Here is a 22,157-nt window from a genome sequence, read left to right as displayed (position 1 = left end):
CGTACGACAACGGCTTCATTACCGCGTTTCGTCCGGAAAACAACGGACGCATCTGGCATTGGTATGCTGTTTCGAGTAGGATAAACCTTACCTATATAACCGAGGAGTGATACGTGGATCAGAATACCGACACGCCGCGCACGGCTGAGAACAGCGCCGTCGCCGTGCTCATCCCCTGCTACAACGAGGCTGTGACCATCGGCAAGGTCGTCGACGATTTCAAGCGCGTCCTTCCCGAGGCAACCGTGTACGTCTACGACAACAACTCCTCCGACGGCACCGGCGCCATCGCCGCCGAGCACGGCGCGGTGGTGCGCGTCGAACGCCGCCAGGGCAAGGGCAACGTCGTGCGGCAGATGATCCGCGACATCGACGCCGACTACTACGTCATGGTGGACGGCGACGACACCTACCCCGCCGAGGCCGCGCCCGCGCTGCTCGCGCCGCTCGTGGCCGACGAGGCCGACATGTCGGTAGGCGACCGCCTGTCGAACGGCACGTACGGCGAGGAGAACGACCGCGCCTTCCACGGCTTCGGCAACGACCTCGTGCGCACGCTCATCAAGTGGATCTACGGCTTCGAGTTCTCCGACGTCATGACGGGCTACCGCGCCTTCAACGCCGTGTTCGCGAAGACGATGCCCGTGCTCTCGCCGGGATTCGAGATCGAGACGGAGCTGTCCATCCACGCCGTCGACAAGCGCTGGCGCATCGCCGAGGTTCCCATCGACTACCGCGACCGCCCCGAGGGCAGCGAATCGAAGCTCAACACGTTCTCCGACGGCATGAAGGTGCTGTCCATGATCATGTCGCTGTTCAAGGACTACCGCCCGCTCGCGCTGTTCAGCTGGCTCGCGCTCATCTTCTGCGTGCTGGGCCTTGTCGCCGGCATCCCCGTCATCTGGGAATTCGTCACGACCGGCCTCGTGCCGCGCCTGCCCTCGGCGCTGTTGGCCGTCGCGCTCGTGTTCGTGGGCATCCTCGCGTTCGCGAGCGGCCTCATCCTGGACACGGTGGTGAAGGGCACGCGCAAGGAGTACGAGCTGCAGGTGACGCAGGCTTACGAGCGGTACGGAAAGCGCGCCTCGAGGATGTAAGCTGCCAGCTCGTCGCGCTCGGGGGCGGCGAATCGGTAGCGCACCGTTTGGAGCGCGCCGGTTTCGTCCTCATGCTCGACGCGCACGAAGCAGAGCTCGACCTCGGCGCAACCGTGCGCCAGAAGCGCATAGGCGTAGCACTGCGCCTGCAGGAGGTGCTTGTCGTGCAGCGCGGCGGGCGACTCGTCGTCGCTGCCGCCGGTCTTGTAGTCCACCACGAAGGCGGACGCGCCGTCGCATGCAGGGCCGTCGGTGCACACGAGATCCATCTCGCCCTCCATGAGCACGTCCCCCATCGCCACGGAGAAGGGCACCTCGGCGCGCTTGAGCGGCCACGCGCACGCCTCGGCGTACGGGGCGCTTGCGAACCAGCGCGCGCAGGCGTCCGCGAGGCGGGCGCGCTGCCCCGCCGTGAGGTCGTAGGCGCGGGCGAGCGCGCCGAGGCGCGCCGCGTCGGGCGCGAGACCCGTCTCGACCGCCTGCTGCGCCGCGCGGTGAAACGCACTGCCGAGGCTCGTGGCCTTGTCGACGTCCGTCGCGCGCGGCGCCTCGTCGTCGGACACGGAAGCGGCGGGCTGCGGCGCGATGGACGAGTACGAGAACGCATCCGCCCGCGCCGCGTTCCAGGCCAGGCGGGGAGCGCCGGGGGCCTCGTCCACCGCCGGCACGACGAACAGCCGCGGCTCGTCCGGGCGCGCGGCGTCCGGGCCCGCATCGGGCTCCGCACCCTCCTCGGGCGCCTGCACGAGGATGCGCTCGAAGCGCGCCGGCTCGGTGCCGCCGTACGGCAGCATGGCCTCCCCTTCGGGGAAGTCACCCGTGCCGCAGAGCGCGCTGCGGATGTCGTCGACGAGCGGCGCGTACGCGGGCGGCTTGCCCGCGGAGGGCGCCTTCGCGTCCATGGCCACCACGAGCGCCTCGCTCGCGCGGGTCAAGCCCACGTAGAGCTTGCGGCGCGCCTCGGCCAGCTCCTCGTCGGCGGCGCGGCGCGCGAGCGCGGCGCGGTAGGCCGCCTGCGTGCACGCGGCCGCGTCGGCCGCGCAGACGCCGCCCTCGGCACCCTCCACGTAGCGCCGCGCGGCAAGGCAGACCGGGTCGTCGTCGCCGTCGGCGGCCGGAGCCACGCCGCACCTCTTCGCGAGCTGGGGGAACGCCTCAATCGATGCCGAAGGGGCCAGCGAGGCGCGCACGGCGGGGCCGCACGTTTCCACCAACAGCTTGCCGCCCGAGAGACGCGCATCCGCGAAGTCGGCCAGCGCCACGATGGGAAACTCGAGCCCCTTCGAAGCGTGGATGGTCATGATCTTCACCACGTCGCCGCCCGCGCCCGACAGCGCGCCGGGCGCCTCCTTGAGGCCGACGGCCAGCTCGTCGGACAGCGCCCGCGTCGTAGAGGCCAAGCCCAGATGGCGCCCGGCCTCGAGGTCCTCGATGAGCCGGATGGCCTTCAGCACGTTCGCCGCGCAGGCCGTGCCCACCGCGCCCTGCTCCTCGAGGCGGGCCATCCACCCCGAGCGCACCACGGCATCGCGCACGACGTCGGCCACGGGCCGCGTGCGCGCTTCGCGCTGCGCGCGATCGAACAGGCGCACGGCGTGGGCCAGGCGCGGCGGCAGCTCGTCTGCGCGCTCGGCCAGCTTCGCGAAGCCGCGGTCGAGGTCGCGGCGGCGCACCTGGCCGGTCTCGGGGTCCTCCTCGGTCGACAGCACGAGGAAGTCGTCGGCCGCGAGGCGCACCATGTCGCTCGTGAGCACCTCGAACAGCGCGGCGGTGTTCGCCGGGTTCGCGAGCGCCTCCACGAAGCGCGCCACCACCCGCACCTCGGGCGCGGACGCGAACAGCGAGCCGCCCGTCACCACGCACTCGAAGCCTTCGGCGCGCAGCGCCTCGGCGTACACGCCCGCGCGGCTCATCTTGCCCAGCAGCACCACCATGTCCCCCGGCGCATGGCCGTCGGCGCGCAGGGCGGCGAAGCGCGACGCGATGGCCTCGGCCCCCGCGCGCTTCACGTCGCTCGTGCGCACGCCCGTGCCGCGCCCCGCGGGCTGCATCGCCAGCACGAGGTCGATGCGCGGTACGCTGCCCTTCCAGCTCGACGGGCGCGCCTCGTTCGGCGCGAGCGACATGAACTGCTCGCCGAACACCGTGGGCTGCTCGAACACGCGGTCGACGAACGACAGCACGTCGCCGTGGCTGCGGAAGTTCTTCGTGAGCTCGACGTAGAGCGCGCCCACGTCGTCCGAGCGCATGGCCGTTTTGTGCGCCTGGTACACGTTCACGTCGGCGCCGCGGAAGCGGTAGATGGACTGCTGCGCATCGCCCACCGTGCACAGGTGCGCGTTGCGCGCGCCGGCAAGGCGCGCGATCATGTCGATCTGCAGCTGGCTCGTGTCCTGGAATTCGTCCACCATGACCAGCTTGAAGCGGTGCTCGTAGCGCTCGGCGATGGCGGGATGGCGTTCGAACGCGTCGAGCGTGCGCACGAGCAGGTCGTCGTTGTCGAGCTTGCACACGGCCCGCTTCGCATCCTCGTAGCGCGCGGCCACCTCGCGGGCGAGCTGCATGAGCTCGTCGGCCAGCGGGTACGCCAACGCGAGCGCAACGCGCTGCGCCACGCTCGCATGCACGGCCTGGTACGCCTTGACCTCGGCTTTCACGGCCGCACCGCCGAAGGTGCACGGCAGGTAGGGGCATCCGTCCACCGCGCGTGCCAGCGCACGCATGTCGTCGGAAGCGCCCGCGTCGGCCAAAAACGCGCCGAGCGCTTCCACCGCGTCGGCCGCCTGCGCCCGCGCGCGCTCGGCCGACGCGCTCGAACCCGCCTGCTCGAGCGCGGGCAGCACGCCCTCGTAGGCCAGCAGCAGCTCGCGGGCCAACGCCGACGCGCGGGCCGGCCCCGGCCCGAAGTCCACGGCGTCGAGACCGCCGCGCTGGCCCACCGCCTTGTCGAGCAGCGTCTGCAGCATGGAGGCCACCGACGGCGCCGACGGCAGGGCGGAACGCGCCGGATACTCGTCGAACAGCGCCGCGTACGACCCGCGCGCGATGATGTCGTTGTCCGCGCCCAGCGCGCCGTCGATGGCGTCGGCGATGAGGTCGGCCCGCTCCGCATCGCCCATGATGCCGAACGCCGGGTCGAGCCCCAGGTCGAGCGCGTGGGCGCGCAGGATGCGGGCGCACATGCCGTGGATGGTGGATATCCAGGCGCCGTCCACGCGCAGCGCTTCCTCGCCGAGGCCCTCGGCGCGCAGCGTGCGCTTGACGCGCGCCTTGATCTCGGAGGCGGCTTTCTCGGTGAACGTGATGGCCAGCACCTCGTCGATGCTCGACACGGCGGGGCCGCTCTCGGGCAGCAGCGCGTAGGCGATGCGCTGCGTGAGCGTGAACGTCTTGCCCGAGCCGGCGCCGGCCGACACGAGCAGCGGCCCCGTCACGTGCTCGATGCTTTGGCGCTGTCCGGGCGTGCAGGTGTCCAGGTTCACGATATCCGCCTCCTCTCGCAGGTGAGCACGGGGCAGTAGCCGCACGGGTCGCCCCCGCGAGGGTCGGGCCCGATGCAGCCGTCGGCCAGCAAACGCACGGCCCCGGCGATGCGCTCCTCCACCGCGTCCACGAGCTCGCCGAACGACGACACGCCGAGCGCTTCGGCCGCCGGCCCCGGCACGCCGCACCGCTCGACGTCGATGCCCGGCACGTCCTGCTCCCCCACCACGGCACGGTCGAACGCGCCTGCCACGCGGCGGTCGCGCCCGTACGACACGTAGAGCGCGCCCACGACCTCGAGTCCGAGCGCCCTGCGCGCCACCTGGGCGTACATGAGCGTCTGCACCTTGTGGGGCAGCACGGCGCCCCCGGCCTGCGCCGCCGGCGACGAGGAGTCCAGGGCGTAGTCGTTGCCGAGCGAGCCCTTGTAGTCGATGACCACGGCCTGCCCTCGCTCGTTCACGTCGATGCGGTCGACGCTGCCGCGCAGCAAGCAGCCCGCATACGGGAAGTCGGCGGCGGAGCCGAAGTCGAACTCGAAGTACCGCGGCGCGAACCCCGGCAGCAGCGCCGCCTCGCGGTCGAGGAAGGCGACGAGCTTCTTCTCCAGATCGTTCGTCTCGGCGCGCTCGAACGAGGTGCGCGGGATGAGCGGGTTGCACGAGTGCTTGAGCTCGGGCTGGAACGCCAGATGGCGCTCGAACGTCTCGCGCAGCAGCGCGCGCGCCTCGCCCAGCGTGGCCGGCTGCACCTTCGCATGGCCCGCCGCCTGGAAGTGCTCGTAGAAGCTTTTCAGCACGCCGTGCGAGAAGCTTCCCATCTCAAGCGGGCCGAAGCCCGCGTCGGGCTCCGACAGGCGCAAGCGCCGCAGGGCGAACCACTTGTACGGGCATTCGAGGTAGCTCTCGAGCGCCGACGGCGACAGCGCCAGCGGCGCGCCAGCGGACGGCAGCCCCTCGCGCGGCGAGCGCGGCAGCACGATGCGGGCGCGCTGCGCGGGCGACACGGCGCCCGCCGGGGGCAGCTCCCACGACAGCAGGGGCCGCGCGTCCGTGTCGCATGCGGCGACGCCCGCGCAACCGAGCGCGAGGTTGCCGTGCAGCGCGTCCTCGCCCGCCTGTTTCGCGAACGGCGCGAGCGGCAGGGGCAGCCCCGTGATGCCGTCCACCTTGTCATGGCCCGGCCCGCGGTAGCAGTCGAGCAGCTCCTCGAGCATGACCGCCGGGTAGGCTTCGTCGGCATCCACCGTATTCAGCACGCGCTCGCACACCACCGCGTCGCGCGCCGACGAGAGCGCGCGGAAGAAGAGGCGGCGCCCGTCGGCCAGCGCGTCCGTCGGGTGGTCGAGCCCCAGCTTCGCCAGCAGCAGCGTGCCGCCGTCCTCGACGGCGCGCACCGGGTAGGCGCTTGCCGTGAGGTCGCACAGCACGAGCGTCGCGCACGAACACGTTGGGCGCTCGGCCGCCTCGGCCAGCGACAGGAACAGCACGTCGGGGCGTTGCCCCTCGCCCGAGGCTGTGCGCGCGCTCGCCGCCACCGGCAGGCGCTCGAGCAGGGGCAACGCGTCGGCAAAGGCCACGCCGGCCTGCGCGCACGCTCCCGCGAACCCGCGGGCGCGCGACACGGCCGCCAGCTGCTCCGCGCGAAACGCCGGGTCGAGGTCGACGCGGCTGCGCAGCCGCGCCTCAAGGCCCGCGAGCGCCCCGCCCACGTCGTCGGCGGCGAGGGCGGCCAAGGCCTCGGCGGCGGCCTCGCTCTTCTCGGACAGCGCCCGCACGATGCGCGCGCGGTCGACGGTGCGGTCGGCGCGCCACGCCGCATCGAGCTCGCACGCGCTCCGGCGGCTCACGCCCGAAAACGGGCTGAACGCGAAATCAGACGCGAGCGCGACGCGGCAGGTCCCGCGCATGAAGGCGTGCAGGGCCAAAAACGCCCGCCCGAACGCCGTGTCGGCGAAGGCGCGGGACGCGGTGACCGCCGCGTCGACGCCGTCCTCTGCCAGCGCGTCCGCCACCTCGTCGAACAGCGCCCGCGGATCGCGCGCCGCCACCACGACGGGAAGCGGTGCGCGGCCGTCGCGCTGCGCGCACGCGCGCTCGCGGGCAACCGCGTCCTTCACGGCGTCGGCGATGAGCACGGGCGCCGCATAGCGTCCCGCCGGAAGCAGGAAGCGCACGCGCCCCGTCGGCTCCAGGGGGGCACCCTCCGTCGGCTTGAACAGGCGCGACAGCAGCCCCTGCACCTCGGCGGCCCGCTCGGGGGAGGCGGACGGGGCGCGGCAGCCGTCGTCGAAGCGCGTCACGTCCGTGCGCGCGGCCAGCGCGTTCACGAGCCGCTCCTCGGCCAGGCCCAGCTCATCGAAACCCGCCAGCACGAGGGGCGCCGCCTGCCCGAGCGCGGCGGGCAGCCATGCGGCCGCCTGCGAAGCCTCGCACAGGTCGCGCTCGGCCAGCAGCGCGGCGTAGCGGCCGAGCACGGCCAGCACGTCGCGTTCGGCCGCGCTCAGCTCGGCGCGCGTTTCGACCGCGTCCGACGCGTTCGCCTCCAGCACGAAGGGCAGCGCCTCGCGAGCGATGCGCGCGAGCAGGTCCACCGTGCCCGACGTGGCCTCGAGCGCGGCGCGATCCGCCTCCGAGCACGCCCGTTGCAGCAGCAGCGTGCGCTCGGCCGCCGACACGATGCGCCGGCCGTCGCCGTAGAGCTCCCAGCGATCCCGCACCCACGACGCGGGCGTCTCCACCCGCACGCCGAAGCCGCACGGGCCTCCCGCGAGCGCCCGGCGCGTGCGCGCCGCCGCTGCGGCGGAGGGGACCAGCAGCACGGGCACGAGCCCTGCGGCCTGATGGACGGCAAGCTGTTCGCGCGCCGCGGCAAGCACGGCGTCTGCGTGATCAAGTATGTGACGGTGTAAAGGCATGCCTGCCATTGTACTCGCATACCGCACAGACGTGCGCTACAATGACCGCCATGCAAAAGAACACCTTGAAATATTCCGCCGTCGTATTCCTGGGCGGCGCCAGCTACGGCGTCATGGCCGCCACCGTCAAATCCGCGTTCGCCGAAGGGTTCACCTGGGCTCAATCGGCGGCGAGCCAAGCCTTGTTCGGCGCGCTGCTGTTCGGCGTCGCGCTCATCGTCTTGACCGTTGCCGGCAAGCGCCCCGTGCCGCTTTCGCCCAAGCGCGTCCTCGCGCTGCTCGGTCTCGGCCTGACCACCTGCACCACGTGCGTGCTGTACAACTACGCGCTCACCATGCTGCCGGTGTCGGTGGCCATCACGCTGCTGTTCCAGTTCACGTGGATCGGCATCGTCTTCCAGGTGATCGCGACGCGCCGCCGGCCCCATCCGGCCGAGCTCGGCGCCGCCGTCGTCATCCTCGGCGGCACGCTGTTGGCAAGCGGCCTGTTCTCGAGCACGGTGGGCGACCTCAACCCCGTCGGCATCGTGTGCGCGCTGCTGTCCGCCGTCAGCTGCGCCTCGTTCATGTTCCTGTCCGCGCGCATCGGCACCGATCTGCCGCCCATCGAGCGCGGCCTCGTCGTGTGCCTGGGCGCGTGCATCCTCGGCTTCGCCGTGTGCCCCGACTACTTCGCCAGCGGTGCCCTGCAGGCCGGCATCTGGAAGTACGGGCTGATCCTGGGCGTGTTCGGACTGCTCGTGCCCGTCATTTTATTCGGCATCGGAACGCCGCACCTGTCGGCCGGCCTGTCCACCATCATGGCGTCGTCGGAGCTTCCGTGCGGCATCGCCATATCGGTGCTCGTCCTGTCCGAGCCGGTGGACGCGCTGCAGGTGGTGGGCATCGTCATCATCATGCTGGGCGTGGTGGTGTCGCAACTGCCGAACCTGCTGCCCAAGCGCGTGCGCGCCTAGAAACCGAAATACGACAGCCCCACCGTGAACAGGTCCATCAGCAGCGCCTCGACCGCCGCGCTGCGCTCCTTGAGGTAGACGGCGCAAATGGGCACCGTCACGTTGTCCTGCGGCGCGAGCGGCCGCACCGCCGTCATGCCGTGCATCTTCTCCAACGCGGGAATGCCCGTGGTGAAGATGACGCCGCCCTGCTTGAAATGCTCCCAGATGTCCGACAGCTCCAATGCCACGAACGTGAGGTTCGTCTTCTTCGCGCGGTACTTCGAGATGATGCTGTCGTTCGCCGCGTCGAACCAGCTGGACAGGGCCACCGGGTACGGAGCAACGTCGACGAGCGTGAGCTCGCTCTTGTCGGCCAGCGGATGGCCCTTCCCCATGATCACCGCCGACGGCACGGTGCCGAGCGGGCGGCATTCCACGTCCGCGTGCACGAACGCGCCCACGGTGATCAGCACGTCGAAGGTGCGCGCCTTGAGCCCCGCGAGGCCCTCCCCGCCCGTGGCGAGCGCCATCGTGGTTTCCACGCCCACGCGCGCCTGCACGAGGGCCGCCGTGTTCTCGCGCACCACCTCGTTGCCCAGGAACGGCGGCGTGTTGAGCGCGAGGCGCAGGCAGTCGAGCGTGTCGCCCGATCGCTTGAAGCGCGCGGCGAAGATCTCGAGTTCCGAGAATCGGGCCAGCACCGGTACCGCCTGATCGTGCAGCGCCGTTGCGAACGACGTGGGCTTCATGCCCTGGTTGTTGCGCACGAACAGGTCGCACCCCACCTCGCTCTCGAGGTCGGCGATGCTCTTCGAGATGGCCTGCACGGTGATGTGCTGGCTTTTCGCGGCAGCGGATAGGCTGCCGTATTCGACGACGGCGGCGAAGTATCGAATCTGCTTGATGTTCAAGGGCCTGACTTTCCGAATGCGTGCGGTATCAAACGAAAAAATCGTACCACTCCGGCACCGACGAGCCCCTCCCGCCCATCGTGTTCAACTTATTTTTGAATCGTCCCGAAGGCTCGCATAAACGGGCGCGCGCCCTCTTCGGCAGACGGTTTCATCTTCTGCGAAAAAAGCACTTGCAATGAGGCCCGCACTTTGCAATAATATTCAGGCTGCTTTTTGAAGATGAAGAGCGCATAACGTCCCCATAGTCTAGAGGTCAGGACGCGGCCCTTTCAAGGCTGAGACACGGGTTCGATTCCCGTTGGGGGCACCACGAACGTGCAGGCCGGAAGCATTCGCTTCCGGCCTTTTTCATTCCGCAGGATGCGCCCGCACGCGCGCGGGCACGAGGTTGGGCGCCTGCGACACCACGACGCCGACAAGGATAGCGACCACTCCCACCAGCTGTAACGCGGCCACGGGCTCGCCGAGCACGGCCATGGACAGCGCGATGCCGCACGGCAGCTCCGACGACGCCATGATGGCGGCAAGCCCCGGCGCGAGGTGCGGCGTGGCGATGCCGAACAGGATGACCGGCACGAACAGCGCGCACAAGCCCAGCATGAGGCCGTAGGGCGCGATGCCGGCCTGCAGCACGCCGCTGCCGACGTAGTCGGGGCACAGCGCGAACGCGAGGACGCAGGCGCCCAGGCACACGACGAGCCCCCGCTCGATGGGCGGCAGGCCGCGGCCCACGCGCCCCGAGAAGAACATGAACGACGCGCAGCTCACCGCCGAGAGCAGCCCGCAGGCCACGCCGAGCGGGTCGAGCGCGCCCACCTCGTCGAACAACAGGCCGCTCGCCAACAGCGTGCCGCCGAGGATGACGGCGGCGGCGACCGCTTCGGCCGGATGCGGGCGGCGGCGCGTGGCGATCACCTGCACCACGATGCCCATCCACGTGAACTGGAACAGCAGCGTGATGGCCGCGGATACCGGCAGCAGGGTGAGCGCGTAGTTGTACAGCACCGTGCCGATGCACGTGTTGACGCCCAGCGCCAGAAGGGCGAGCACCTGCTTGGGAGCGAGCGGCACGAGGCGCGTGCCGCGCAGCCGCAGCACGACGAGGCCGACGGCGAACAACAGCGTGGCGAACAGCGCCTGGCTGGCCACCACCTGGGGCCATGTGAACCCCGCGGCGTAGGTGACCTTCACCGTGGTGGCCTGCGCGCCGTAGCTGGCGCCCGCCAGGAAGACGAGCGCCGAGTATTTCAGGACGTCCTTCTGCATGCCGCTATTCTAGCGCACGGGAGAGCCCTCGCGCGACGCGAACCCGCAGATGCGGCGATGCGATGGGTACCGGGCGAGAAACCGCCCAGCGCGGCGCGTTTGCGGTATGATGGTTCGCATGAACACCGACGAGAACACCACCATCCCGCTGCCGACCGCTGCCGCGCCCGCCGCCGGCCCCGTGCCGGACGAGCCGAACGCCTCCGCAGCCGCTGCTTCCACCGAGCTCGCCGTAGGCGACGCCACCGCCCTCGCGCCCGCGGAGGAAGCGCCGCCGAAGCCCACCGTCATCGTGATGCACGCATCCGTGGGATCGGGGCACCGCAGCGCCGCGTACGCCATCGCCCAGGCCTTCGAGCTCATACGCGATGCGCAGGACGCCGACGCGGAGCCGGCTGTTTCCGTCGTCGGCGCTGCCGGCAGCGCCGATGCCGCCGATGTCGCCGCGCCGTCTCCCGTCCCCGACGATCTCGACATCGAAGTCATCGACGTGCTCGATTACGGGCGCATCGTGTTCGACGGCAACAAGACGGCCTCGCTGTTCACGGGCGCCACGCGCCCCATCTACGACCTCACCTGGCGCTTCACGCTCACCGGGCGCCTGCTATGGGGAGGCGGCTCCATCTGGTCGCATGTCATGTACGCCAAGTTCACCGACTACGTGCGCGAGAAGAAGCCCCTCGCCGTCGTGTGCACCCACATCACCGCGGCGAACGTGGCCGTGGCCGCGCGCATGCTCACCGGACAGCACTACCCCATCGTGTGCGTGCCCACCGACTACGAGACCGAAGGGCTGTGGCCCCACAGCGCCACCGACCTGTTCTGCGTCGCGAACGAGTCGATGGCCGAGACGCTGCGCCCCCGCAAGGTGCGCGAGGACCGCATCCTCATCACGGGCATCCCCACGCGCGACGACTTCCGCCGCCCCTACGACCGCGTTGCCACGCGCGAGCGGCTGCACCTCCCGCAGGACCGCCGCGTCGTGCTGGCCCTGGCGGGCGCGTATCTGCCGCGGCCCTACGTGCACTTCCGCACCGCGCTCGACAAGCTGCTGCCCTACCTGCACGGCTTCGACGACACGCTGCACTTCGTGTTCGTGGCCGGGAACGACGCCGACTACGCGCGCCACCTGCGCCAGGAATGCGACGAGCTGGGCCTGACGAACGTCACCGTGCTCGACTACGTGGAGGGCATGGCGGCGCTCATGGCCGCAAGCGACCTCGTCATCTGCAAATCGGGCGGCCTCACCGTCACCGAGTGCCTGTGCGCGCAGGTGCCCATGATCCTCTTGGGCAAGGCGTACGGCCAGGAGAAGGTGAACGTGCAGATGCTCACCTCGCTCGGGGCGGCCATGCACGTGACCACGGCGCGCGAGCTCTTGGACACGCTTCGCCACGTGGCGAAGAACCCCGAGAGCGCGCACGCCATGCTGATCAACGGAAGCTTCCTGCGCCACCCGGATGCCGCAGAGGACATCGCGCGCGCCACGCTGCGCCTCATCGCCGAGCCGAAGGACGTCGACGACCCCCTCTACCGCAAGCACCTGCTGAAGTTCTACTGGGGCAAAAAGCCCGCCCACATCCGCTAGAGCGGTTGCGGCCCCGTCCTTGCGCGGTGTCGGATCGGTGGCAGTTTTGGTCATTATGCGCTCATCGGCGCGTGCGGCGGCTTGAACGTTTATACTGGTGAATCGGCGCCCGACGGCATCTGCCGCGGTTGCGCCTCGATCTTCCACATGCATGACGCGGCGGATCGAACCCCGCACCTGCAATCAGCGGCCGCCAAGCCGCATCGACACAGAAAACAGAGACATATGAAGCAATTCAACGAACTCGGCCTGTCCGATCAGGCTCTTGAAGCCGTCGCGCGCCTGGGCTACGAAGCGCCCACGCCCGTCCAGGAGCAGGCCATCCCCCTCGCGCTCGAAGGGCGCGACCTCATCGCCGCCGCCAAAACCGGCACCGGCAAAACCGCGGCCTTCTCGCTGCCCTCGCTCGACCGCCTCGAGCACGCCAAAGGCGGCCAGGGTCCGCTCATGCTCGTGGTCACGCCCACGCGCGAGCTTGCGCAGCAGATCGGCGAGGTGTGCACGGCCATCGCGGCCTCGACGCACCATCGCATCCTCACCGTGGTGGGCGGACTTTCCTACACCCCGCAGATCAACAAGCTCAAGCACGGCGTGGACATCCTCATCGCCACGCCGGGCCGCCTCGTCGACCTCATGGAGCAGGGCGCGGTGCGTCTCGGCGACGTGGAGGTTCTCGTGCTCGACGAGGCCGATCGCATGCTCGACATGGGCTTTTGGCCGGCCATGAAGAAGATCATCGGCGCCACGCCCTCGAACCGCCAGACGCTGCTGTTCTCGGCCACCATCGACGCGTCCATCAAGAACAGCGTGGGCAAGCTGCTGCACGACCCGGCGTTCGTCGAGATCGCGCACAAGGGCGAGACGGCCGACACCGTGGACCAGTACGTCGTCCACGTGCCGCAGCTGCTCAAGCCGGCCCTGCTCAAGGCGCTGCTCGCCGAGAAGGGCTCCGAGCGCGTCATCGTGTTCGCCCGCACGCGCAGCCGCGCCGATTCCACGTGCCGCCGCCTCAAGCGCGCCGGGTACACGGTGGAGGCCATCCACTCCGACCGCAGCCAGGCGCAGCGCCGCCGCGCGCTCGACAACTTCGCCGCCGGCAAGACCGGCGTGCTCGTGGCCACCGATGTGCTCGCGCGCGGCATCGACGTGGAAGAGGTGGACTACGTCGTGAACTACGACCTGCCCACCCAGCCCGAGGACTACGTGCACCGCATCGGCCGCACGGGCCGCGCGGGCGCGGCGGGCTTCGCCGTGTCGTTCGTGAGCCCCGAGACCGCCGACGCGCTGCGCGACATCGAGAAGCTCATCAAGCGCCCCATCCCCGAGATGGCGGTGCCGTCCTTCGATGCCGAGCAGGCCGCCGAAGAGGCTGCAGGCAAGGCCGCCCGCGCCGATGCGCGCCGCGACCCCGAGATCAAGCAGGCGGCGAAGGAGCAGGCCGCGCGCGAGCGCAAGAAGGCCAAGGCCCGCGATCAGGCGCAGACCGAAGCCGCGCCGCAGGGAAGGCGCCCCGCCGCGAAGAAGAAGCCGGCCGGCGCGCAAGGCGGCCAGCAGAACCGCTCGCAGAACGCGCAGGGCAAGAAGCCGAACGCCCCGCAGGGCAAGCCCGCAACGGGCGGCGCTCCCAAGAAGCGCGGAGGCTCGGATTTGCGTCCCGGTCGCGCCCAGCGCGCCGCCAAGGCACAGCAGCGCGGCAAGCGCCGCTAGAAAGCTCCCCCACCATGCGAAGCGGGGCCGCACCAGAAGGATGCGGCCCCGCTTCGCGCACTATGTCGCTTACGCGCGCTTCATTTGGCAAATTTTTACGCGATTGCGGGCGAAATCGTCATTTTTTGCCCTCGATCGCCCGCATGTTGCCATTGTCGAGCACATTGCCCCAGGTCAATATCTGAGCCTTGGGCGCACCAGACCGCAATCGCGAAAAAACTTGCCAAATGCGAGCAGTTTCTGCGAGCGCCGACGTTCGTCATCTTGGTGCCGCCGAGGACGAGCGCTTTCATCTAGCCGAGCGGGTTCTTGTTCTGGTTGGCGGCCACGTGCACAAGGCGGTTGCCCAGCCACAGCAAAAACGCCAGCACCACCACGGCGCTGCCGGCCAGCATCCACGAGCCGTTCAACAGCTCAGCGATGAGGAAGAACACCACCACGGCCGCCACGAACAGCAGCGCGAGGGTTGCGAAGGCCACGAGCGCCGTGGCCGCGAGGCGCGCGCCATTCTTCTCTTCGGGCTGAGCGGGCTCGCCGCCCCGATCCTGCTCTGGTTCATCGGTCATAGCGCGCTCCCTTTCCCATCGGCCACGGCCCGGCGGGTCGCTTCTCGGCCCCTAGCATACGCTTTTCGTGGCCACCACGGCCACGCCGGTGCCGCACACGTCCTCGATGAGCACGTCACCGGCGGCAACCGGCGCGTCCGGCTCAAGGCGCGCGATGGCGGCCAGCACGTCGCGCATGGCGACCTTCGGCACGGGGCGCTGCGTTTTCACGCTGACGGGCTCGAGGCAGCCGCCGCACGGCAGCACGGCCGTCACCATGCGCTCGGGCGCGACCGCCTCCTGCGCCGCGTAGTCGGCCCCGCGCTTGCACGTGTAGCCCGACACCTCGGCCACCTGGCCGCTCTCGTCGAGCGTCACCTCCACGCAACAGCCCAGCGGGCAGCAGATGCACGTGAAGGTGACGATATCGGTGGCGAACTGCATCAGTCGGCACCTCCCCCGGCCATGCCGGCGTCGCTTGCGGGCGAGACGGCGTCGTCGCGGCCCTCCACCCGCACCCGCACGGCCGAACAGCCCTCGGCCGCGCCTGCGGGCAGCAGGATGAGCACCATCTCGGCGGGCACGGCGATCATGGTCTTCGCCCGCTTGAGCTCGCGCACCTCTCCCGACGCGTCGATGCCCTCCACGATGAAGCGCGGGGCGTTCACCGTGCGCGTCACGCGCAGCGACAGCATGAGGCGCTCGTCGGGCGGCGTGGCGGCGTCGATGGTCTGGGGCACCACGTAGCGCACGCCCTCCCCCGCCATCACCGGCACGCTTGCCGCAGCAGGCCGCTCCGCGCCCCCGCGGCGCGCGTGCGCGGCTGCGGCAACGCCGGCGCGCTCGCCTTCCTGCGACGCATGGTCCACCAGGTCGTGCACGTGCAGCGCGTTGCCGCAGGCGTACACGCCCGCGACGTCCGTGGCCAGGCGGTTGTCGACGCGCGCGCCGCCCGTCACGGCGTCGAGCGTCACGCCGGCCGACTTCGCCACCTCGTTCTCGGGCAGAAGGCCCACCGACAGCAGCAGCGTGTCGCACGCGATGCGCTGCTCGGTGCCGGGTATCACCTGGATCGTATCCGGGTCCACCTGCGACACGTACACGGCGCTCAGACGCCCCTCTCCTTCGAGGCGCGTCACCGTGGACGAGAGGTGCAGCGGAATGCCGAAGTCGTCGAGGCACTGCACCACGTTGCGGCGCAGCCCCGACGGATGCGGCATGAGCTCGTGCACGCCCACCACCTCGGCGCCCTGCGATGCGAGGCGCCGGGCCATGATGAGGCCGATGTCTCCCGAGCCCAGGATGACCGCGCGACGGCCGGGCAGGCATCCTTGCAGGTTCATGAAATTCTGCGCGCTGCCGGCCGAGAACACGCCCGACGGGCGGGCGCCCGCCATGTTGAGCGCGCCGAGGCCCCGCTCGCGCGATCCGGTGGCGAGCACCACCGCGCGCGCCGCGAACGCATGGGCGCCGCGCGCGTCCACCGCATGCACGACGAGCGGCGTGCCCGCAGCCGCGTCGGCCGGGTCGAGCGACGTCGCCGTCGCCCCCGGCAGCACGTCCACCGAGCCCCGGGTCGCAAGGGCGTCGATCTCGCGCTGAGCGTACTCGGGGCCCGTCAGCTCCACGCCGAAGCGATGCAGGCCGAAGCCGTTGTGCACGCATTGCTTGAGGATGCCGCCGAGCTTCGCCTCGCGGTCGAGCAAGAGCACGCGCGCGCCGTCGCTCGCCGCGGCCTGCGCGGCGGCGATGCCGGCCGCCCCGCCGCCCACCACGGCCACGTCGTACACGCCGGGAGCGGCCGCGAGCGCACCCGCCGCAGCGGCCTCGCCAGCCGTCTCGGGCGCCGCGTCCTCGTCGGTGCGGGCCAGCTCCACGTAGTCCGGGCGCGACGAGGCCACCACCGGCGAGCCGGGCAGCCGCTTGTCGAGCGCTTCGGGCGCGCGGCCCGTCTCGCGAGCGACGATCTTCGCGATCTCGGGCGAGCAGAACCCGCCGTGGCAGCGGCCCATCATGGCGCGCGTGCGCCACTTCAGCGCGTCGAGCGACAGCACGGGCAGCGGCCCGCGCAGCGCGGCCACGAGCTCGGCCTCGGTCACCTCGCAGCAGCGGCACACGACGTGGCCCCAGCGCGGGTCCTGCGCGATGGCGTCGGCCCGCTCGGCTTCGTCGAGCTCGGCGAACGGCGCGCAGCGGACACGCCGCGGATCGAACGCCTCGTTGGGAGCCGCGCCCAGCTGCGCGGCCACCGCAGACGCTACGTGCTCGGCCACGGCCGGCGCCGACGTGAGGCCCGGCGAGTCGAAGCAGGCGATGTTGAAGAAGCCGGGCGCGTCCTCGGGCTCGCCGATCACGAAGTCGTCGCCGTCGGCGCTCGAGGCCCGCAAGCCGGCGAAGTTCGCGATCATGCCGCGCGCGCTCGCATCGGGCCAGGTCTTGCGAGCGGCCTCGAGCACGAACCGCAGCCCTTCCGCGCTCGTGGACAGGTCGGTCTTGCTCGCCTGCTCCACCGCATTCGGGCCCACCAGCAGGTTGCCGTGCACGGTGGGCGTCACGAGCACGCCTTTGCCGGCCGACGAGGGCGCCTGGAACACCGTGTGCGAGAACAGCGGGCCGTACTCCGCGTCGTACAGGCAGTACTCGCCGCGCCGCGCCGTTATGCGCAGCTTGCGCGCGCTCACCGCGTTGTTCAGCTCGTCGGCGAACACGCCCGCGGCGTTCACCACCGCACGCGCCGCATAGCGCGCGCCCGCGGACGTGACCAGCAGGTAGCGCAGCGGCGGGTCGGACGGCCCCACGGGGTCGAGCGCCGCGGCGCGTTCGGGCGCCAGGCGCTCGACGGACACGACGCGCTCGTTGAAGCGGAACGTCGTGCCGTGCTCCGCCGCCTGCTCGGCCGCGCGCAGCGCCACCTCGTACGGGTCGCAGATGGCGCCCGTCTCGGCGACGAGGCCGCCCCGCACGAGCGGGCTCGCTTCGGGCTCGAGCGCCCGCACCTCGGCCGCGTCGAGCTCGCGCACGCCGGGCACGCCGTTCTCAACCGCGCGGGCCACCAAGCGGCGCACGGAGGCACGTTCCTCGTCGGAGAACGCCAGCACGAGCGAGCCGTTGCGAACATAGGAGAATCCCAGGTCGTCAGCCCATTGCGGAAACAGCTTCGACCCCGCCACATTGAAGCGCGCCTTGAGCGTGCCGGGAAGCGGATCGTATCCGGCATGCACGATGCCGGAGTTCGCACGCGTCGAGCCGCAGGCCACGTCGTTACCCGCTTCGAGAACCGTCGCGGACAGGCGCCAACGCGCCATTTCCCGCGCGGTCGTCGCGCCGGCAACGCCCGATCCCACGATCACGACGTCGGCAGTATGAAGAGGTTCGGTATCCATGTCCTTCAGCTTACTATGTATCGCCGTTGAGCGAAAGAGCAGACACGCAAACGGACGCACACGGTATCGTGAGTTCTACGAAGCGACGAAAGGAAACTCATGAGGATTGCGGTGGCGAGCGAGGGGCTGGACGTATCGCCCTATTTTAGACACTGCGCGAGCTTCACCTGCTACAAGATCGAATGCGGAATCATCGTCGAATGCCAGAATATGCCCAACCCCCATCAGACGCCGGCCCGGCTTGCCGCCGTGCTGCGCGAGCTTGACGTGAATACCCTCATCACGGGCACCATCGAACGCGACACCGTCGATGCGCTGCGCGCGGCCGACATCGACGTGGTGGCCAACCAGAAGGGCAGCGCCCGCGCCGCCGCCGAAGCGCACCTGGCCCATACCCTCATCGGGAGCGACGAATGGCACAGCGACGAAGAGGGCCGCAACGCCGTCGAAGCGTAGCAGCTCCACCCCTCGTATACGAGAACGCCCCGCAGGAAATCCTGCGGGGCGTTCTTTCATATCTGGGAAAGCGCGAGGCTTACAGAGCCTTCTTGGCGACCTCGACCACGGCGGTGAAGGCCGCGGGATCGTTGATGGCCATGTCGGACAGCACCTTGCGGTCCAGCTGCACGCCGGCCTTCTTGAGGCCGTTCATCAGCACGGAGTAGCTCAGGCCGTTCAGACGGGCACCGGCGTTGATGCGGGTGATCCAGAGGCGACGGATGTCGCGCTTCTTGTTGCGGCGGTCGCGATACATGTACTGGAGCGAATGCTGCACCTGCTCCTTCGCGGCACGGTAGGAACGGGACTTCGCGCCGTAGTAACCCTTGGCACGATTGAGGACGGTACGACGCTTCTTATGGGCGCCAACTGCGCGCTTGACACGAGGCATGATCTATCACTGTTCCTTTTCGATTAGCGGAGGCCGAGATTGCGTGCGATGACCTTCTGGTCAGCAGCGGCCACTTCGGTTTCATGGCGGAAGTTGCGCTTACGCTTGGGGCTCTTCTTCGTCATGATGTGGCTCTTGAACGCCTTGGAGCGCATGATCTTGCCGGAACCGGTGACGCGGAATCGCTTCGCGGTGCCGCGATGAGTCTTCATCTTAGGCATGGTCGTTCCCTTCTTCTTTCTTCTCGTTCTCTTTCTTTTTCTTCGCCGCAACCGCCGAGGGCAGAGGGGCGATGAGCATGTGCATGTTACGGCCTTCCATCTTCGGCTGGCTTTCGATGACCGCCATTTCCTTCAGGTCATCGGCCAAACGCTCCAGAATGGTGAGGCCAAGTTCGGGGTGAGCCATCTCGCGGCCGCGGAACATGATGGTGATCTTGACCTTGTTGCCGCCGTCGAGGAAGCGCAGGACGTGCTTCTTCTTCGTCGTGTAGTCGCCCACGTCGATCTTCGGGCGGAACTTCATTTCCTTGGTCTCGATCTTGCTCTGGTTCTTGCGGGCCTGCTTTGCCTTGATGGCCTGGTCGTACTTGAACTTGCCGTAGTCCATGATGCGGCATACGGGCGGCTCGGCGTTCGGGGCGATTTCCACGAGGTCGAGGCCCTGGCTGTCGGCGACGCGCTGGGCTTCAGCCGTCACGTAAATGCCCATCTGGGTTCCGTCGAAGCCGATCAAACGGCATTCGCGCGCATTGATTTCTTCGTTGAGCCGAGGCTCCTGAGCAGCTATCGCGCTCACCTCCCAATCCTTCGCGCTTTCGCGCCATAATAAAAAACCCGTAGCGCCGGGAGCGTACGGGTATCGCATTCGCGTCAGGCTTTGCAGCCGGTATTCGAGCGACCCATCAGCAACCGAAGCGCCGAAGCAGGTGGAGGGTTTCCCCTCACTTGAATAAACAACTCGCCTATTGTAGCACGGACCCACCCGGATGCAAGCCCTTTTTCAGCTTTCGCCACAACAACGCAATGCGAGGAATCGAGCGCGCATAGCTGCCCGAACCGTGAGATAATCGCATCCGAGAGAACAGAGGACCTATGCCAACCGACAAGCCCGAACCGCGCGAACACCCCAACGACCCGCTCCACGGAGTCACGCTTGAAATGATGCTCAAGCGGCTCGTGAACAAATACGGATGGGACGGGCTGTCGAAGCGCATCAAGATCAAATGCTTCAGCAACGAGCCCAATTTCAAAGGGGCGCTGAACTTCCTCCGCAAGACCCCCTGGGCGCGCAGCAAAGTGGAGGAACTCTACAAGAACTCGAGGTTTTGGACGGACATCTGAGCTTTCCCCGGCACGCTTCGTCGGCTTTTGCTATACTCGCGCCATCAGATGCCCGCATACCGCCTTTTGCGACGGAAGGACACCGAGACCCTATGAACCGCGCGACCCGCTTCCTCATGCTCGTCGGCGCCTGGACCGCCTGCATCATCGGATGCATCGGCGTGTTCGTGCCGGTGCTGCCCACCACCCCGCTGCTGCTGCTCGCGACGTTCCTGTTCGCGAAGTCGTCGCCGCGCTGCCATGCCTGGATCGTCTCGACGAAGGTGTACCGCACCTACGTGGCCGCCTTCAAGGAAGCGGGCGGCATCCCGCTTGCGGCGAAGGTGCGCATCCTGGCCGTGTCGTTCACGCTCATGGGTTTGAGCGCCTGGTTCGTGCAGAAGCCGCTCGTGTGGGGCATCCTCGGATGCGTGAGCCTGTTCCTGCTCTACCTCATGTTCGTCCGCATCCCCACCATCGGCACCGAGCGCGTCCAACAAGCCCGCCGCGCCGAAGAAGCGGAGTGACGGAACCCCTCGCCGAAACCGAAGCGCCCGCCGCAATCCGCGCGGCGGGCGCGTGCGCGTTTACGCCTCCTCGGTAGCCGCATCCACGGCGATCTGGCCGAACACGTAGCCCTGGCTCAAGCCCGACGTGTACAGCAGCCCCTCGCGCACCTCCGATGATGCGCACACCTCGCCGCAGGCGAACAGTCCGGGAATGGGCGCGCCGCTCTCGTCAAGCACGTGCGCGCACTCGTCGATGTCGAGGCCGCCGTAGGAATAGTAGATGCACGGCTCGATGCTGAGCGCGTAGTACGTGGGCCCCTCGAGCGGCGCGAGGAACGTCTCGCGTCCGAAGTCCTCGTCGACGCCCGTGGCCATCATCTCGTTGTAATGGGCGACGGTGGCCGGCAGGTTCGGCGCGCCGATGGTTTCGGCCAGCTCGTCGAGCGGCGCTCCGCCGATGACGATGCCCTCGGCGAAGTAGTCCTCGAACAGGTCGTATTCGGCGCGCACGCCCTCGTCGAACACGTAGTAGCCGCGATGCTCGGGCTGCTTCATGCCCAGCTTTCCCGCCGTGTCGTAATGCGCGTCCTCGGCGTGGAAGCGATCGCCCTCGATGTTCACGACGATGCCCGGCGCGCTCGAGGGCGGCAGCGACATATCCGTCATGCTCTCCGTGCTCACGAAGTATGTGTGCTCGCCGGCATCGAGCGCAACCGCGCCCGCACCCGCCTCCTGCGCCATGACGAGCCCCTCGCCTTCGGCACCTGCGCTCGAGATGACGCGCACGTCCGCGTACTCGGGCACGTACTGCTGCACCATGGCGGGATTGTTGGTGAATCCGCCCGTCGCGAGGATGACCGCAGGCGCACGGTACAGCGTGCCCGCCGCGTCGAGCACGCCCACGACGCGCCCGTCCTCCACGACGAGCTGCTCGGCCTTCGTCTTGAGACGGATCTCGGCACCGGCCTCCACCGCCTGCTGTTTGACGAAGGCCACGAGCGCGCCGCCCGCCCCTTCGACGTTATGGGCACGCGGGTCCCAGTCTTCGAGGGGCACGAAACCGAGCCCCTGCGCGTTGAGGTCGTCCACCATCGCGACGGCGCCCGCGTACATCGCGCGGCAGAGCGGCTCGCCGGGGTGCTCGTAGCGCGCATCCGGCAGACGCATGTAGTCGATGTAAGCGTCCACGGTATCGCCGCCGTACCCCTGCGCGTCCTGCAGCTTCGTGCCGGGCGCGTGGATGGTGCCGGAGCTCAGCGCGGAGTCGCCGCCCAACGCGGCTTCCTTCTCGAGCACGACGCAGCGCTTGCCCGTTTCGCCGGCGCGAATCGCCGCGCCGAGACCGCCGATGCCGCCGCCGACGATGACGAAATCGGTCTCCACGACGTTCTTCGCCGCGCGTTCGGCCTCCTGCTGCGTGCAGGCGCTCAGCAGGCCGCCCGCCATGGCCGCAACGCCTGCCGTCGCCGCAAGCCCGACGAACGAGCGACGCGTCAAATGCATGGTGGAACTCATAGTAACCACCCTCCCTCAGGGTAACGCGCGCCTCCCTCCGGCGCGCTGCGAGGCGCTCATTTTGGACGACGCGCGCGCCGGCGA

18 protein-coding genes and 1 tRNA gene are annotated in these 22,157 nt (G+C 69.3%); 8 read left to right on the top strand and 11 right to left on the bottom strand.

Annotation, left to right across the window (positions count from 1 at the left end; translation table 11 throughout):
- The first annotated feature begins 113 nt into the window (after positions 1-113).
- Entirely contained in the window at positions 114-1,097 is a 984-nt protein-coding gene (locus C1876_RS03520) for a glycosyltransferase family 2 protein (protein ID WP_114545341.1), read from the top strand.
- Here C1876_RS03520 and C1876_RS03515 read toward each other — a convergent pair.
- Both C1876_RS03515 and C1876_RS03510 read right to left on the bottom strand, forming a co-directional pair.
- Positions 1,061-4,579, bottom strand: a complete 3,519-nt coding sequence (locus tag C1876_RS03515; RefSeq protein WP_114545340.1) for a UvrD-helicase domain-containing protein — start codon at positions 4,577-4,579, stop codon at positions 1,061-1,063. The genes C1876_RS03520 and C1876_RS03515 overlap by 37 nt on opposite strands.
- Positions 4,576-7,458: a PD-(D/E)XK nuclease family protein gene (locus C1876_RS03510; protein ID WP_244910021.1), complete on the bottom strand. Its 2,883-nt coding sequence runs from the start codon at positions 7,456-7,458 to the stop codon at positions 4,576-4,578. Before C1876_RS03510 ends, C1876_RS03515 begins: the two co-directional genes overlap by 4 nt.
- Positions 7,459-7,547: 89 nt before the next feature.
- Between C1876_RS03510 and C1876_RS03505 the strand changes: the two genes are divergently transcribed.
- The gene (locus tag C1876_RS03505) at positions 7,548-8,453 is read left to right on the top strand and encodes an EamA family transporter (RefSeq protein ID WP_244910020.1); all 906 of its coding nucleotides are present in this window, start codon (positions 7,548-7,550) and stop codon (positions 8,451-8,453) included.
- On the opposite strand, the gene C1876_RS03500 is transcribed toward C1876_RS03505, so the two are convergent.
- On the bottom strand, positions 8,450-9,346 hold the full coding sequence (locus C1876_RS03500) for a LysR family transcriptional regulator (protein WP_114545337.1): 897 nt from the start codon (positions 9,344-9,346) through the stop codon (positions 8,450-8,452). The genes C1876_RS03505 and C1876_RS03500 overlap by 4 nt on opposite strands.
- A gap of 238 nt (positions 9,347-9,584) precedes the next feature.
- Between C1876_RS03500 and C1876_RS03495 the strand changes: the two genes are divergently transcribed.
- Positions 9,585-9,659: transfer RNA gene (locus C1876_RS03495), tRNA-Glu, on the top strand.
- A 38-nt stretch (positions 9,660-9,697) separates the two neighbouring features.
- Here the strand turns inward: C1876_RS03495 and C1876_RS03490 are convergent.
- Positions 9,698-10,615, bottom strand: coding sequence for an EamA family transporter (locus C1876_RS03490; protein WP_114545336.1), 918 nt, complete (start codon positions 10,613-10,615; stop codon positions 9,698-9,700).
- A gap of 118 nt (positions 10,616-10,733) precedes the next feature.
- Here C1876_RS03490 and C1876_RS03485 point away from each other — a divergent pair, with 118 nt between their 5' ends.
- Positions 10,734-12,203 (top strand): glycosyltransferase, encoded by a 1,470-nt coding sequence (locus tag C1876_RS03485; RefSeq protein ID WP_170139511.1) that lies wholly within the window; start codon positions 10,734-10,736, stop codon positions 12,201-12,203.
- Positions 12,204-12,428: 225 nt separating this feature from the next.
- Entirely contained in the window at positions 12,429-13,910 is a 1,482-nt protein-coding gene (locus C1876_RS03480) for a DEAD/DEAH box helicase (protein ID WP_114545335.1), read from the top strand.
- 293 nt (positions 13,911-14,203) lie between these two features.
- Here the strand turns inward: C1876_RS03480 and C1876_RS03475 are convergent, their stop codons facing one another.
- Genes C1876_RS03475 through C1876_RS03465 form a run of 3 tightly spaced genes read right to left on the bottom strand, consistent with a single transcriptional unit; the run spans position 14,204 to position 17,838 of the window.
- Positions 14,204-14,476 (bottom strand): hypothetical protein, encoded by a 273-nt coding sequence (locus C1876_RS03475; protein ID WP_114545334.1) that lies wholly within the window; start codon positions 14,474-14,476, stop codon positions 14,204-14,206.
- A 51-nt stretch (positions 14,477-14,527) separates the two neighbouring features.
- On the bottom strand, positions 14,528-14,899 hold the full coding sequence (locus C1876_RS03470) for a DUF1667 domain-containing protein (protein WP_114545333.1): 372 nt from the start codon (positions 14,897-14,899) through the stop codon (positions 14,528-14,530).
- Positions 14,899-17,838 (bottom strand): FAD-dependent oxidoreductase, encoded by a 2,940-nt coding sequence (locus tag C1876_RS03465; RefSeq protein ID WP_114545332.1) that lies wholly within the window; start codon positions 17,836-17,838, stop codon positions 14,899-14,901. The genes C1876_RS03470 and C1876_RS03465 overlap by 1 nt, the downstream gene beginning before the upstream one ends.
- Positions 17,839-17,937: 99 nt before the next feature.
- Here C1876_RS03465 and C1876_RS03460 point away from each other — a divergent pair, with 99 nt between their 5' ends.
- On the top strand, positions 17,938-18,294 hold the full coding sequence (locus tag C1876_RS03460; RefSeq protein WP_114545331.1) for a NifB/NifX family molybdenum-iron cluster-binding protein: 357 nt from the start codon (positions 17,938-17,940) through the stop codon (positions 18,292-18,294).
- A 79-nt stretch (positions 18,295-18,373) separates the two neighbouring features.
- Here the strand turns inward: C1876_RS03460 and rplT are convergent, their stop codons facing one another.
- Genes rplT through infC form a run of 3 tightly spaced genes read right to left on the bottom strand, consistent with a single transcriptional unit; the run spans position 18,374 to position 19,525 of the window.
- On the bottom strand, positions 18,374-18,727 hold the full coding sequence (gene rplT / locus C1876_RS03455; RefSeq protein ID WP_114545330.1) for a 50S ribosomal protein L20: 354 nt from the start codon (positions 18,725-18,727) through the stop codon (positions 18,374-18,376).
- 23 nt (positions 18,728-18,750) lie between these two features.
- A complete protein-coding gene (gene rpmI, locus C1876_RS03450; protein ID WP_114545329.1) occupies positions 18,751-18,948 on the bottom strand; it encodes a 50S ribosomal protein L35 in 198 nt (65 codons plus the stop codon).
- Positions 18,941-19,525, bottom strand: a complete 585-nt coding sequence (infC, locus tag C1876_RS03445) for a translation initiation factor IF-3 (protein ID WP_211309495.1) — start codon at positions 19,523-19,525, stop codon at positions 18,941-18,943. The genes rpmI and infC overlap by 8 nt, the downstream gene beginning before the upstream one ends.
- A gap of 296 nt (positions 19,526-19,821) precedes the next feature.
- Here infC and C1876_RS03440 point away from each other — a divergent pair, with 296 nt between their 5' ends.
- Together C1876_RS03440 and C1876_RS03435 are read left to right on the top strand one after the other, a co-directional pair.
- On the top strand, positions 19,822-20,070 hold the full coding sequence (locus tag C1876_RS03440) for a VF530 family protein (protein ID WP_114545327.1): 249 nt from the start codon (positions 19,822-19,824) through the stop codon (positions 20,068-20,070).
- A gap of 92 nt (positions 20,071-20,162) precedes the next feature.
- Entirely contained in the window at positions 20,163-20,576 is a 414-nt protein-coding gene (locus C1876_RS03435) for a DUF454 family protein (protein ID WP_114545326.1), read from the top strand.
- A 60-nt stretch (positions 20,577-20,636) separates the two neighbouring features.
- On the opposite strand, the gene C1876_RS03430 is transcribed toward C1876_RS03435, so the two are convergent.
- Positions 20,637-22,073 (bottom strand): FAD-dependent oxidoreductase, encoded by a 1,437-nt coding sequence (locus C1876_RS03430; protein ID WP_114545387.1) that lies wholly within the window; start codon positions 22,071-22,073, stop codon positions 20,637-20,639.
- Positions 22,074-22,157 lie beyond the last annotated feature (84 nt).

The organism is Eggerthella sinensis (assembly GCF_003339815.1).
Lineage (GTDB): Bacteria > Actinomycetota > Coriobacteriia > Coriobacteriales > Eggerthellaceae > Eggerthella > Eggerthella sinensis.
The sequence above is the reverse complement of the archived record's forward strand: the minus strand, read 5'-3'. Positions and strand labels throughout refer to the sequence as shown.